The organism is Nitratireductor basaltis, assembly GCF_000733725.1.
Taxonomy (GTDB): Bacteria; Pseudomonadota; Alphaproteobacteria; order Rhizobiales; family Rhizobiaceae; genus Chelativorans; species Chelativorans basaltis.
On the sequence record NZ_JMQM01000001.1, the window covers coordinates 22,863 to 35,204 of the forward strand.

The 12,342-nt window shown below is 60.1% G+C and carries 12 protein-coding genes; 10 read left to right on the forward strand and 2 right to left on the reverse strand.

What is annotated here, in order from left to right; all coding sequences use genetic code 11:
- From EL18_RS00110 to EL18_RS00120, 3 genes are read left to right on the forward strand one after another with little or no spacing between them, the layout of a single operon-like run.
- Positions 1–540, forward strand: coding sequence for a TRAP transporter small permease (locus EL18_RS00110; protein ID WP_051913616.1), 540 nt, complete (start codon positions 1–3; stop codon positions 538–540).
- Positions 537–1,811, forward strand: a complete 1,275-nt coding sequence (locus EL18_RS00115; RefSeq protein ID WP_051913617.1) for a TRAP transporter large permease — start codon at positions 537–539, stop codon at positions 1,809–1,811. The genes EL18_RS00110 and EL18_RS00115 overlap by 4 nt, the downstream gene beginning before the upstream one ends.
- A 28-nt stretch (positions 1,812–1,839) precedes the next feature.
- Positions 1,840–2,868: a TRAP transporter substrate-binding protein gene (locus tag EL18_RS00120; protein WP_244444485.1), complete on the forward strand. Its 1,029-nt coding sequence runs from the start codon at positions 1,840–1,842 to the stop codon at positions 2,866–2,868.
- A gap of 5 nt (positions 2,869–2,873) precedes the next feature.
- On the opposite strand, the gene EL18_RS17185 is transcribed toward EL18_RS00120, so the two are convergent.
- Entirely contained in the window at positions 2,874–3,371 is a 498-nt protein-coding gene (locus EL18_RS17185) for a hypothetical protein (protein ID WP_161781952.1), read from the reverse strand.
- 1 nt (position 3,372) lies between these two features.
- On the opposite strand from EL18_RS17185, the gene EL18_RS00130 reads away from it, so the two are divergent.
- The 7 genes from EL18_RS00130 to pldH all read left to right on the forward strand — a co-directional run bounded on the left by EL18_RS00130 (position 3,373) and on the right by pldH (position 10,883).
- Positions 3,373–4,389: a putative B6 ABC transporter substrate-binding protein gene (locus tag EL18_RS00130; RefSeq protein ID WP_036478512.1), complete on the forward strand. Its 1,017-nt coding sequence runs from the start codon at positions 3,373–3,375 to the stop codon at positions 4,387–4,389.
- Positions 4,390–4,418: 29 nt separating this feature from the next.
- On the forward strand, positions 4,419–5,999 hold the full coding sequence (locus EL18_RS00135; protein WP_036483483.1) for a putative B6 ABC transporter ATP-binding protein: 1,581 nt from the start codon (positions 4,419–4,421) through the stop codon (positions 5,997–5,999).
- Positions 5,996–7,105 (forward strand): putative B6 ABC transporter permease subunit 2, encoded by a 1,110-nt coding sequence (locus EL18_RS00140; RefSeq protein WP_244444486.1) that lies wholly within the window; start codon positions 5,996–5,998, stop codon positions 7,103–7,105. The genes EL18_RS00135 and EL18_RS00140 overlap by 4 nt, the downstream gene beginning before the upstream one ends.
- Before the next feature lies 1 nt (position 7,106).
- Positions 7,107–8,042, forward strand: coding sequence for a putative B6 ABC transporter permease subunit 1 (locus EL18_RS00145; RefSeq protein WP_036478513.1), 936 nt, complete (start codon positions 7,107–7,109; stop codon positions 8,040–8,042).
- Positions 8,043–8,105: 63 nt separating this feature from the next.
- On the forward strand, positions 8,106–8,912 hold the full coding sequence (gene pldA / locus EL18_RS00150; protein WP_036478516.1) for a 4-pyridoxolactonase: 807 nt from the start codon (positions 8,106–8,108) through the stop codon (positions 8,910–8,912).
- A 10-nt stretch (positions 8,913–8,922) separates the two neighbouring features.
- The gene (gene ppaT / locus EL18_RS00155) at positions 8,923–10,107 is read left to right on the forward strand and encodes a pyridoxamine--pyruvate transaminase (protein ID WP_036478518.1); all 1,185 of its coding nucleotides are present in this window, start codon (positions 8,923–8,925) and stop codon (positions 10,105–10,107) included.
- A gap of 32 nt (positions 10,108–10,139) precedes the next feature.
- The gene (pldH, locus tag EL18_RS00160; RefSeq protein ID WP_036478524.1) at positions 10,140–10,883 is read left to right on the forward strand and encodes a pyridoxal 4-dehydrogenase, SDR-type; all 744 of its coding nucleotides are present in this window, start codon (positions 10,140–10,142) and stop codon (positions 10,881–10,883) included.
- A 424-nt stretch (positions 10,884–11,307) separates the two neighbouring features.
- On the opposite strand, the gene EL18_RS00165 is transcribed toward pldH, so the two are convergent.
- The gene (locus EL18_RS00165) at positions 11,308–12,315 is read right to left on the reverse strand and encodes a helix-turn-helix transcriptional regulator (RefSeq protein WP_152552918.1); all 1,008 of its coding nucleotides are present in this window, start codon (positions 12,313–12,315) and stop codon (positions 11,308–11,310) included.
- Positions 12,316–12,342: the final 27 nt, after the last annotated feature.

Sequence of the window (12,342 nt, forward strand, 5' to 3'; positions counted from 1 at the left end):
ATGACCATCGGGGCGGACAGAGACCAGCGCATGAACGGCAACGGATTTATCCGCGCCGAGGCAATCGCCGTCCGGTTGGTCGCTGTCCTGCTCGGTCTCTGCCTGATCGCAATGGTTCTGGTCAATGTGGCCAATGCAGTCGGTCGCTACAGCGGCTTGTTTTCGCTTGTTGGTGCCGACGAACTGCTCGTCTACGGCATGATCTGGATCGTCATGCTGGGCGCGATCCTGGCAGCGCGTAGCCGTGATCATCTCTCCGTCAATCTTCTGCCGAGTGCCCTGACGGGCAGGCTGCGCATGGTCCTGCAGATCGTGATCGATATCGCCACGGTCGCCGTTTCCATTTTCATCGCCTGGCATAGCTTCACCTTCATCGATCGCATTGCCAGTCTGAACCAGAAGAGCATGGGGCTTGGCATACCCATGGTCATCCCGCATTCCGCGATCCCCGTGGGGTTCATCGGCATAGCCGCAGTGACGGCATTCCTGGTGATCATCGACATCGCCCGCTTCTCCCTCGCGAAGGGAGCGCGCGCATGACCTGGGTCATAGGCATCAGCGTTGCAGCATTCATCGCGATGGGAGCACCCATCTTCGTCGCCCTGCTTGTTGCCGCTTCGCTGGCGCTGCTTCTTTTTCCCGGTCCTCCGCTTCTTGCCTTGCAGCAGACCATTTTCGGCGGACTGGACGCCTATGCGCTGCTTTCTGTGCCGTTTTTCATTTTTGCTGGTGAACTGATGGCAATCAGCGGGATCGCCGACCGGCTCATCAACCTGGTACGGGCGCTTTTCGGCCGTCTCCCCGGCTCGATCGGTATCGCGGCGCTTGGCGGGTCGACACTGATCGGCACGATCTGCGGTTCCTCAGCCGCCGCTGTCGCAGCGGTCGGGCGCAACATGTATCCGCAGCTCATCGCGGGTGGCTATGGCCAGCGCCGTGCGGCCGGCATCATCACCTCCAGCGGCGCGATCGATATCGTCATTCCGCCTTCGATCGCCATGATCCTCTATGGAGCTTCTGCCGAGCAGTCCATCGCCAAGCTTTTCATAGCCGGTATCATCCCCGGCATCGTGATGGCACTTCTGATGGCAGGCTACATCTCCATCTCGGCCTATATGGCACGCATCCCGCGGGAAGCGAATTTCAGGGCACAGCTGGCCTGGACCGCTTTCAAGCAGGCATCATGGGCGCTCACCATGCCGGCCTTCGTGATGGTGGGCATCTATGCCGGTTTCTTCTCCCCAACCGAGGCCGGTGGTTTCGCCTGCGCCTATGCAGCCTTCCTTGGGTTTGTCGTCTATCGAACCGTCACGTTCCGCGGTCTGCTCGAGGCAGCTGTCAGCTCGGCCATGATGACTGCCCGGATCATGATCGTGGTTGCAGCGGCAGGCGTCATCAGCTGGGTTCTGACCGTGGAAGGCATACCTCAGGCACTGATCGCTGCAACCACCGATGCCGGACTTTCGCCTCTGGGCTTCCTGTTGACGGTAAATCTCCTGCTCCTGGCCATAGGCTGTGTCCTGGATCCCACTTCGGCGATCCTCGTGCTGGCTCCGCTTCTCGTGCCCATCGCGGTCTCGCTGGGGATCGATCCCATCCACTTTGGCGTGGTGATGACCGTCAACCTCGCCATTGGCATGTTCACGCCGCCCTTCGGTTTGAACATATTCGTCGCGCAGTCCGTGCTCGGCGTGCCCACCTCCGTCATTTACCGCGGGGTTCTGCCTTACATGGCGGTCCAGATCTCCGCTCTCGCCCTCATCACCCTGATACCCGCGCTTTCGCTATGGCTGATCAACGGCATGTCGTGAGTGCGGCGAAGCCCATGGAGGATTGAACATGATGTCTATCACGAAACGCTTCAGGAGAACCCGACGTGCCCTGGGCATAGCGCTTGCTGTGATGCTGCCGATGGCCGGAGCCGGGCAGGCGCAGGAAAGCACAATGAAGCTGGCCTCGGCCACAATCAACGACGTGCAACATGAGTGGCAGAAGGAGTTTCAAAAGGAAGTCGAAGCACGCGTCGGCGATGCCTTGAAGGTAGAGATCTACCCGGCGTCACAGCTCGGCGCCATTCCACGGATGTCGGAAGGCGTGCTGCTTGGAACCATTGAAGCCTTCACGACCCCCACGTCATTCGTCACCAATGTCGATCCGCGCTTCCAGGCATTCGATGTGCCTGGGCTCTTCATGGATGCCGATGAAGTCCACGCTGTCATACATGACCAGGAATTCCGCGATTACATCGAGACGCTCTTTCTCGACAAGGGCGTGAGGATCATCGGTGCGATCTTCAATTCGCCCACGCAGATACTGACCCGCGAGCCGATCACCACACTGAACGGCTTCGATGGACTGAAGGTTCGTACCTTCGCATCGCCCCTTCAGATGGAGCCGATGAAAGCCATCGGGGTCAATCCGACGCCGCTCGCCCTGTCGGAAGTCACGCCCCAGCTCCAGGCTGGCGGCATCGACGGCATGCTGGCCGGGATTCCGATCCTCACCGCTTTCAAATTCTACGACACGGCCAAGCACGTCACCAATATCAACATGAACCAGATCGTTTCGGTCACTCTGGTCAACGAAGCCTGGTTCCAGTCGCAGTCGGACGAGGTGAAGGCCGCTATCATCGAGGCAGGTCGCGCGGCGGAAGAGACCGTCTTCCCGTGGGGCGTGGAGAATGTTCAGCGTGCCGAGAAAGCCTGGCTGGAGAATGGCGGCGAAGTCCACATGCTTCCCGACGATCAGCAGGCAGAACTCATGGAGACCTTCGCAACAGTCGCCAATAAGGTGATCGCGGATCAGGCCGATGTGGTCGATGTGCGTGACCGGATCGTCGCGAAGCTCGAGGAGGTCCGCGCGCAATGATCGCGTCAGCCGCCCGTGGCAATGCAGCTCAAACCCGCCTCGGTACCGGTGCGGCAGGAGAAGCGCAGCTTCGCTTCTCTAGCACCGGCGGAGATGGGCAGGTTGAGCCGCGTGCGGGCGGTATTGGTGGAGCACCAAAGCGCTTCGACAGGCATCCGGTCCTCAGTCGCATTCATGAGATTGAGGACGCCTGTTTCCGGGTCATGCCAGAGCGTCACGGTGAGTTCGCCGCTTGGATGGATCCGTCCAAGTTCATCGGAATACCAATGCGCCAGTGCGGCCTGGCAATCGATGGGGCTGTCGGTCTCGTTGAGGATGGAGACCTCGACCGGATCAGCACCTTCCGTCCCGCGAATGATGCCTGAATAGGGCACGTAAGTTCCGCTGTCGGCCAGTGCCGGGAGCGAGAAAAGCCCAGCAGACAGGGCGACCAAAACAACAATTCGTCTGCCGACCGCTTTCGTCTTCCGTTTGGAAACCGACAACCATTGTGGGAACAACATAATGAAAAACCTACTCATGTCTGCCGCGCTTAGCGTGGTCTTAGCAACCCCGGCGGCACTCGCTGCCGATGTTGATACCATAGCCGTCCTGACGCCGGAACAAGGGAGTGACTTCGGCTGGAACCAGCAGGGCGTCGAAGCAGCCAAGGCCGCTGCAGCGGCAACCGGTGTGGAAATCATCGTGGCCGAAGGCCTGGGCTACGGCGATGTTCGTGCCCCCATGCGCGAATTGGCAGCCGATGGCGCTGACCTGATGATCGCCCATGCTAGCGGCTACAATACCGCCGGTCCCGAGATCGCCAAGGAAACCGGGGTTCCGGTCGCCATTGTCGACAGCCCCGACGCGCTGGAGAAGGGTCTTGTGGCCGATTACACGCTCTCTGGCCATGAGGGTGCCTATCTGGCGGGCCGTCTGGCCGCCAAGATGACCTCCACGGGCACTGTCGGCATCGTCGTCTCCGGCGAACCTCCGTCCTGGAACTCGCAGTCCGCCGGTTTCGCCGAGGGTGTTCGTGCCGAGAATCCTGAAGTGAAGATCCTGTATTCGGTGATCGGACCGGCAGCCTATTCGGATGCCGCGGGCGGCAATCGCGTGACGACTTCGGTCATCGCAGCCGGTGCCGACATCATCTTCGGCCAGGGCAATGGCTCAAGTTTCGGCATGATCCAGGCGGTCGAGTCGAACAAGGCGACCGACGGGTCGGATGTGCTCTTCATCGACGTGATCGGCGACAAGTCCGAATTGGACAAGGGGCATCTTCTCGCTTCGGTTCTCTGGGACATGACGCCGGTCTATACCGCCATGATCGAAGATCTGAAGGCTGACAAGTTCGGCACACGCGGATATGCGATCAGCCTCGCCGATGACTCCGTGCGGCTCATCAAGACCCCTCAGGTGGATGAAGCCGCGTGGAACGAGGTGATGAAACTGCGCGAGCAGATCATCTCCGGTGACATCAAGGTGGAGCCGAAATTCGAAGCGGAGGAGGTCCGCGCTCTCGTCACCTTGGCCGAATGAGTGCTTCCGTGGCACATGCAACGGAAACAATGACAGACCTGCCCTCGCAAGAGAGGGCAGGCGTCATCGGCGTCCACGGGGTTACCAAGCGTTTCCCCGGCGTGATTGCCGTCGACAATGTATCTCTCACCTTTCACCGGGGTGAGGTGCATGTCCTTTTGGGCGAGAATGGCGCTGGAAAATCGACGCTTGTCGGCATGCTTTCCGGGCTGCAGGAACCCGATGAAGGCCATCTCACGCTCAACGGACACAAGGCGCGGCTGGCCAGCCCTTCGGCCAGCCTGGAAGCAGGCATAAGCACGGTATTCCAGCACTCCATGCTGGTGCCGACATTGACGGTTCTGGAGAATCTTACGCTGGGTGCGCCCTGGCATGAGCGGCCTCCGCGTGCACGTATCGCGGCTCGTATGGAGGAGTTGAAACGCGAATTCGCGCTCTCCCTGCCACTCGATGCCGTCGTCGGAGAACTTTCCCTCGGTCAGCAGCAGCAGATCGAGATTGCCCGTGCGCTGCTGCGTGACAGCAAGGTGCTCATCCTTGATGAAGCAACCTCCATGCTGACACCACAGGGCGCGCAGGAACTTGGCGAGCGGATGCAGCAGCTCGTCAGGAGCGGTCTTGCAGTCATCTTCATCACCCACAAGCTCGCCGAGGCATATCGCTACGGCAATCGGATTTCCGTTCTCAAGCAGGGCGCGCTCGCCGGCGAAATGGGGCCGGAGGAACTGAAGGCCATGTCCGAGGAGCAGGCAGTGGATGAGATCGTCCGCCTGATGTTCGGTCGTGAGGCAGGTACCGCGTCTGTCGAGAACAGAAAAAGCACGGCGCGTGACAGCATTGTCCTGAAGGTCGAAGGTCTCTCCACACAGGGTGATGCCGATGTCATGGGCGTGAGGGACGTGTCGCTGGCGCTCCGTGCAGGCGAGATTGTCGGTGTCGCCGGCATTGATGGCAATGGCCAGAAACAGCTTGCCGAAGCCATGGCAGGCCAGCGGCCTCTGATCGCCGGCCATGTTGAACTGGAGGGTGAGGACATAACGCGAGCGAGCGTCGCACAACGTCGACGTAAGGGGCTGCGCTACCTCACGGATGACCGTCTTTCGGAAGGCTCGGTTTCGGCATTCCCGATCTCCGAGAACACGGTACTGAAGGATATCGGCCAGCCACCCTTCTGGGTGAGGGGTGTGGAGCGTCCGCAACGCATAGCACAGCATGCCCGCGACCTGATCGCCCGGTTCTCCGTTCGCACACCCAATGAAATGACCCCGATCGGGCGGCTTTCGGGCGGTAACATCCAGAAGGTTCTGCTTGGCCGCGAGCTGTCGGGAGAAGCGCGTGTCGTCGTGTTCAACAAGCCGACCTACGGCCTTGATCTGAAGAATATCGAGACATCGCGCCAGCGTATTTCGGACATCGCCGAGCGGGGGCTCGGGGTGCTTCTCATCTCCACCGATCTCGACGAGCTGATGGCGCTTTCGGACCGCATCGCGGTGATGGAAGGAGGGCGCATTCGCGGGATAGTCGAGAATGATGGCAGCGGTGAAGCCCTGCGCCTTCGCATCGGTCGAATGATGGCTGGCGAGGAAGACCACAAACAGGCGACGCCATGACGATACAAGACAACATGAAGCCGGAAACGTTGGAGCCGGAGCTCAACGAAGCCGAAAATGTGCGGCCGGCATCCGAGCGCAGCGCGTTGGAACGCATACTCACCCTCACCATTGGCCCGATCATCGCCGCGTTCCTGCTGTCGGCAATCATATTGATGCTGGTCGGCGTCAATCCGCTGACCTATTACGGATATATCCTGGAGCGGTCGCTTTTCTCGGGGCTGGGCCTGCAGCAGACAGCCACCCGCATGGCACCGCTCCTTTTCCTCTGCGCCAGCCTGATCGTTGCATTCCGAGCCGGGCTCTGGAATCTGGGAACAGACGGACAGTTTCTTCTTGGCGCGGTCATTTCCGCGGCGACAGCACCACTGCTTGTTGGCGTTCTTCCCGGCTGGGCGGTGCTTCTTGTCGGCTTTGTTCTTGCTGCCCTGGTTGGCGCAATCTGGTCGGTCATTCCCGCACTTCTGAAAGCCTATCAGGGAGTGAACGAGATCATCACGACCTTGATGATGTCCTTTCTCGGCGTCCTGCTGGCCTCGACGCTGGTGAAGCTTCTGTTCCGTGATCCAGCGACGACCGTGCCGCAAACGCGGACACTGCCGGTGGAAGACCGGCTTCCCCGACTGTTCGACACCTCCATTTCCAGCGGACTTATATGGGGGCTGATCGCCGTTCTTGCGGTCCACATTATGATGACACGAACCGCTTTCGGATTGCGTTTGCGGATGGTGGGCGCGAACCCTGCTGCGGCCACGCATGCGGGACTTTCCGTGCCGCTCCTGACCATGGCGACCTTCGGAATTTCGGCGGGCTTCGCGGGACTGTCGGGTGCGACCGAAATCCTCGGGGTTGCCGGCAATATCCGCGCCAACTGGGACCCAGCCTACGGGCTCATGGTCATTCCGCTCGTCTTCCTCGCCAGGTTCCACGGCGTGGGATCCATAGTTCTCGTGTTCTTCTACTCGGCCCTGATGATTGGCAGCGAAAGTGCCGCGCGACGTCTTGGTGTGCCGCAGGATTTCACACTGGTGCTGGTTGCCAGCCTGCTGATCTGCCTCGGACTGGGTGAGTATATCGATCAGCACAAGCGCAAAAAGGAGCGCTGAGATGAGCTCGCTGCTAACGGAAGCGTTCCTGTCATCCCTGTTCACAGGCGCAATTGTCGCTGCCATTCCGATGCTCCTGGCAGGCCTTGGCGAGCAGATGTCGGAGAAGGCAGGCGTGCTGAATATCGGCATCGAGGGCATGATGCTGATGGGCGCCTATATGGGCTTTCTCGTCGCATTCAGCACGGATTCCCTCTGGTTGGGTTTCCTGGGGGGTATATTCGGCGGTGTGCTGACGGCCGTCGTCATGGCGGTGCTGTGTGTAAGGCTGGGACTGAACCAGATCGTGATCGGCATCGGCCTGACACTCGGGGTAGAGGGGCTGACCGCACTGCTCCACCATTTCCAGTTCTCCCGAACCTATCCGCGCCTGCCGGCACCGGTACGGCTGGACATTCCGGGACTGACCGATCTGCCGGTGATAGGGCCATCGCTCTTCGGGCGGCACCCGATTGTCTATCTGGCGCTGCTGGCGGTCCTGGTGCTGGCACTCCTCTACCGACGCACCAATCTCGGCATGACCCTTCGTGCTGCCGGTGAGCGGCCTGCCGCCCTTGATGTGGCGGGGGGCAATGTGCTGGGCATTCGAGTTGTAGCAGTGCTTTTCACCGGCGCCATGGCGGGTCTCGGCGGGGCCTATCTAGCAAATATCGGAGCAGGATTGTTCATCCCGTTCATGACCGGCGGTGCTGGCTTCATCGGCATCGTACTCGCCATGCTGGCAAGAGGCAGACCGCTCTGGGTGCTGATCGGCTCTCTCATTTTCGGAGCAGCCCTCTCCCTGACCACTGCGCTGCAGGTCGCCGGTTCCAACATTCCAACCGATGTCATCCAGATGCTGCCATTCGCAGCGGTGATGCTGGTTCTCGTCATCTTCGGGCGCAGGGCCAAACTGCCGGCGGCATTGGGTGCCGCCTATGAGCGCGGCGCCCGTTAGAGCGCGCCGGCACCAACCATCCGCACCTGGAGACGGGGCCGGACAACACGAAGGAGAAGTGACGTGGCTGATACAAAAGTCTTTCTGCTCGACGGAGGCTCGCTCGTCCTGGACGGCTTCCATATCTGGTGGAACAAGGGCCCGGGCGGCGAGGTGCGCTTTCCCGTCTATTCCGTGCTTGTGGACCACCCGAAGGGGAAATTCCTCATCGATACGGGCTATGATTTCGATCATGTGCAGAAGGTGCTGCCGTTTGAAAAGCCGCAACAGACCGAACAGCAGACAATACCGGGCGCCCTGAAGCTGCTGGGGCTTGAGCCGAAGGATATCGACGTCCTTTTCAACTCCCACTTTCATTTCGACCACGTGGGAGGCAACAAGTTCTTCCCCGACACGAAGAAGATCTGTCACAAGGACGAGCTCCCACAGGCAGCCAAGTGTCAGCCTTTCGAAGTCCTGGGCTATTCCGATCTTGCCTTCTCATCCGAGGTGGCCGAGGCGCGCGGGATGAGTGATCAACTCACTGCGGGACAGACCCACGACAATACCAAGTTTGAACTGATCGAAGGTGACGTGGAACTCGCGCCTGGCGTGACGCTGATCTACACGCCCGGCCACACGGTTGGCCATTATTCGCTGCTGGTGGAGTTCGACACTCGCCGTCCGCTGCTTCTGACCCTTGATGCAGCCTATACCCGCAAAAACTACGAAAACGATATCAATGCGGGCTTTCACATCGACCCTGTTGCCGGCGTGAATTCGATGCGCCGCTTGAAGGAGATCGAGAAGAGCAAAGACGCGGAAGTCCTGTTCAGCCACGATCCCAAGAGCTTCAAGGATTACAGGACCGGCGTGAATTTCTACGGCTGAGGAGAGCCCCATGCGTTATCTTGAAACGAAGCCGCCGGTCTTCACACTGACTGCCGGCCCCGTGGACGCATATCCGGAAGTGCTGCGCGCGCTCGGCACGACCGTGCTCTACGATTACGATCCCGCGTTCCAGGCCCTGTTCGAGACCGTCACGCTCAAAGCCCAAAAGGCGCTGGGATGCGACCTGCCTCCGCTCATACTACAGGGTGAACCGGTTCTGGCGCTGGAAGGTGCGGCGGCTTCACTGATCGCAAGGGATGATGTTGTCCTCAATCTCGCTTCCGGTGTCTATGGCAAGGGGTTCGGTTATTGGGCCGCGCGCTATGCGAGGAAGGTCGAGGAAATCGAAGTTCCGTATGACACCGCGATTGACCCTGACCAGGTACGCGCGTTTCTGAAGGAAAATCCCGAGGTCAGGGTCGTGTGCGTCTGCAACCACGATACCCCTTCGGGAACGCTCAATGACATCGATGCGATCGGTGCCGTGACGGCCGAGGCCGGAGCGCTTCTCATTGTCGATGCGGTTTCTTCATGGGCCGGCATGCGGACAGGGCCGACCGAAAGCAGGGCGGCAGTCTATGTAACGGGGCCGAACAAGTGCCTTGGCTGCCCGCCTGCGCTCTCGCTGGTGGCGGTTTCACAAGCCGGGTGGGAGAAGATCGAGGCCAATCCGGATGCGCCTTTTGCTTCCATGCTGAGTTTAACCGACTGGAAGAACGCCTGGAAGAAGACGGAAGCGTTTCCGTTCACGCCATCGGTTGCCGAGATCAACGGGCTTGACGCCGCGCTCGACCGCTATCTCGCCGAGGGACCCGAAGCTGTATGGGCGCGCCACGCGCTGACGGCCCGGGTTTGCCGCGAGGGGATCAAGGGCATGGGCATAGAGCTTTGGCCGGTCACGGAAGACATTGCTTCTCCTACCGCGACCGCGGTGAGGATGCCGGAAGGTATCGACGCGGGGCCGGTGCTCGCCGAAGCGCGGGCACGCTATGGCGTTTCAATGTCGGCAGGGCGTGCGGAAACGCTCGGCAAGCTTATCCGCATTGGACATATGGGTCCCACCGCGCAGCCGGCATATGCACTTCTGGCGGTGTCGGCTCTGGGCGGGGCGCTCAAGGCGTTGGGGGCAAAGGTGGATGTGGCAGCCGGGCTAGCTGCTGCCCAAGCCGCCTGGGATGCAGCGATCGATCAATAAGCCGCTTGCGGCAAAAACAAAAGGAAGAGGGAATGAGCACAAGTCTTGAAGGCCGCAAGGCCGTCGTTACGGGAGGTGCGCAGGGCATCGGCAAGGCCATCGCGAAGGCGCTGGCGGATGCAGGCGCAAAGGTCGTGATCTCCGACATCAACGGAGAGGGTGCCAAGGCAGCGGCTGCCGAAATCGGGAATTCCGCCACGGGCGTCTCCTGTGACGCCACGAATGTCGCGCAAGTGGACCGAATGCTCGAGGACGCGGCAGAAAATGGCGCCATCGACATACTCGTCAACAACGCCTCCATCGTTCCCTATATAGCGTGGGACGATGTCGATCTGGCGCACTGGCAGAAAATCATCGACACCAATCTGACGAGCGTCTTCATCGCCAGCCGCAAGGCGACTGACATGATGCGCTCTGCAGGACGCAAGGGAACGGTCCTGAACATCGCGTCGAACGCGTTCTATGCCGGGACGCCGAACATGGCTGCCTATGTGGCAGCGAAGGGCGGGGTGATCGGTTTCACACGTGCTCTTGCAACGGAAGTGGGCAAATACGGCATTCGCGTCAATGCTGTCACTCCGGGGCTGACGGAATCCGACGGCGTCAAGGTTAGCCCGCATGCCGAAAGCTTCGGTTTCGTTGAAATGCTTCAGGCGATGCCGGGGAAGGGGCAGCCTTCCGACATTGCGAAAGTGGTGGCTTTTCTTGTTTCCGATGATGCGGGCTGGATGACCGGCCAGTGCGTCAATGTGGATGCAGGAATGATACGCCTTTAAAAGGGTATCTGAACGAAGGTGGCGGTGCCGGTCAGTCCTTGCCGCTGCGTGCCTGGCCCCCAGGCACCGGCATCGCCGTCGAGCCCATGGACGAGCGCCTTCTCTCAAAGCTGCAAGATTGCCGATAGCCTCCTCTGCTTCCGTTCGACCCCGGTGCAGACAGGCGCGCAACCAAGCATCTGAAAGCGCTCAACCGAGCGCTTTTCCTGATTCAAGGATGGTGAGACCGTTTCTTGTGTAGGCTCTCGACCTCACCCGGACAGGCAATAAGGTCTCCCCACAGGCGGGCATTACCATTGCGATGGACGACACGACACAACGTTTTCGCGGTGTCAGGGGAAGATGCGCCTCGACTTCTCCGGCAAGCTGCGCAGGGTGGCGGATCAAACGCTTCAAGGCAGTTTGGTTCTGCCCGGCGACGCATTCAACGTATCGCCTCGGCCTCGAGTAGAGCGCGGATCAACTCTGCCTGCCGCGTTACGCCGACTTTCTCGAAAATGCTCGTCAGTTGTGTGCGTGCCGTATTGATCGACACACCGCAACGACTTGCTGCTGCGGCGCGTCCATCTCCCGCAAGCATCTCCAGGGCAAGCCTTGCCTCGGCAGGCGTAAAGCCGAAGCGATCTTGCAGCAGAGCGATGCGTTGTTTTCGGCGCCGTTCAGGATCGCTCACCAACAGCATTGCAGCCGGACGCGGCATCCCCGGCACCGCACCGGCAATGCGGAAGGGGCGAACCTCAACGCTCAACGACGAGTATTCACCTGACCTGACCTTTATTTTGCGGCTGGCCGGGGCAGTGAATCTGGCTGCGGAGCAGGCGACAATGGCGGCATTCAGCTCGCCATTAGAAATTTCGCTGTGGCAGTGCAGACGGCCCTTTGAAACGGTAATGCCGGATGGTCCTGAAAACAGATCTTCGGCGGCATCGTCGGCGAAAATCACGCGCCCTTCAGGGTCAACAATGACTGTACCCGTCTCATGGCTGCCGTAGCCACTTTCCAGCAGGAACTTTTCGAATGTCATCCGCTGCATATTGCGGGCGATACCTATGCTGCGGACAAAGTGGGGAATGAAGTAGCGAAAGCGTTCCTGTGTCTCGGGATCGATTTCATCCCGGCGTTCAGACGCCTGCAGGATGATGCTTGCGAAGCCACCATTGTCGGTGAACAAATTCGTGGCAAGACGTTCGGCACCCAAGCCGGAACGCCGCCAATAGTCGTTGTAGAATGGACTGGAGAAGAAACGCTCCCGACCGGTGAAATCAAGATCGGTAACTTGTCCGACTGGCGAAGAGGCCGTGGCCTCGGCAGTTGGATCATGCGCCCACCAGTGATCTGCATAATCCGATATGAGCCTCGGGTCCGCCCGTGGCGCCATCACAGACGCGAAACCGATACGTGGGTCGGTGGCTACCAATGCAGCATTTTCCACACGGCAGTAGTCGGCAATGGTGCAAAG

Excerpts from the sequence above, each read along its gene's own strand:
- EL18_RS00110 (WP_051913616.1), top strand. The coding sequence starts at position 1 with ATGACCATCGGGGCGGACAGAGACCAGCGCATGAACGGCAACGGATTT.
- EL18_RS00115 (WP_051913617.1), top strand. The coding sequence starts at position 537 with ATGACCTGGGTCATAGGCATCAGCGTTGCAGCATTCATCGCGATGGGA.
- EL18_RS00120 (WP_244444485.1), top strand. The coding sequence starts at position 1,840 with ATGATGTCTATCACGAAACGCTTCAGGAGAACCCGACGTGCCCTGGGC.
- EL18_RS17185 (WP_161781952.1), bottom strand. The coding sequence starts at position 3,371 with ATGTTGTTCCCACAATGGTTGTCGGTTTCCAAACGGAAGACGAAAGCG.
- EL18_RS00130 (WP_036478512.1), top strand. The coding sequence starts at position 3,373 with ATGAAAAACCTACTCATGTCTGCCGCGCTTAGCGTGGTCTTAGCAACC.
- EL18_RS00135 (WP_036483483.1), top strand. The coding sequence starts at position 4,419 with ATGACAGACCTGCCCTCGCAAGAGAGGGCAGGCGTCATCGGCGTCCAC.
- EL18_RS00140 (WP_244444486.1), top strand. The coding sequence starts at position 5,996 with ATGACGATACAAGACAACATGAAGCCGGAAACGTTGGAGCCGGAGCTC.
- EL18_RS00145 (WP_036478513.1), top strand. The coding sequence starts at position 7,107 with ATGAGCTCGCTGCTAACGGAAGCGTTCCTGTCATCCCTGTTCACAGGC.
- ppaT (WP_036478518.1), top strand. The coding sequence starts at position 8,923 with ATGCGTTATCTTGAAACGAAGCCGCCGGTCTTCACACTGACTGCCGGC.
- pldH (WP_036478524.1), top strand. The coding sequence starts at position 10,140 with ATGAGCACAAGTCTTGAAGGCCGCAAGGCCGTCGTTACGGGAGGTGCG.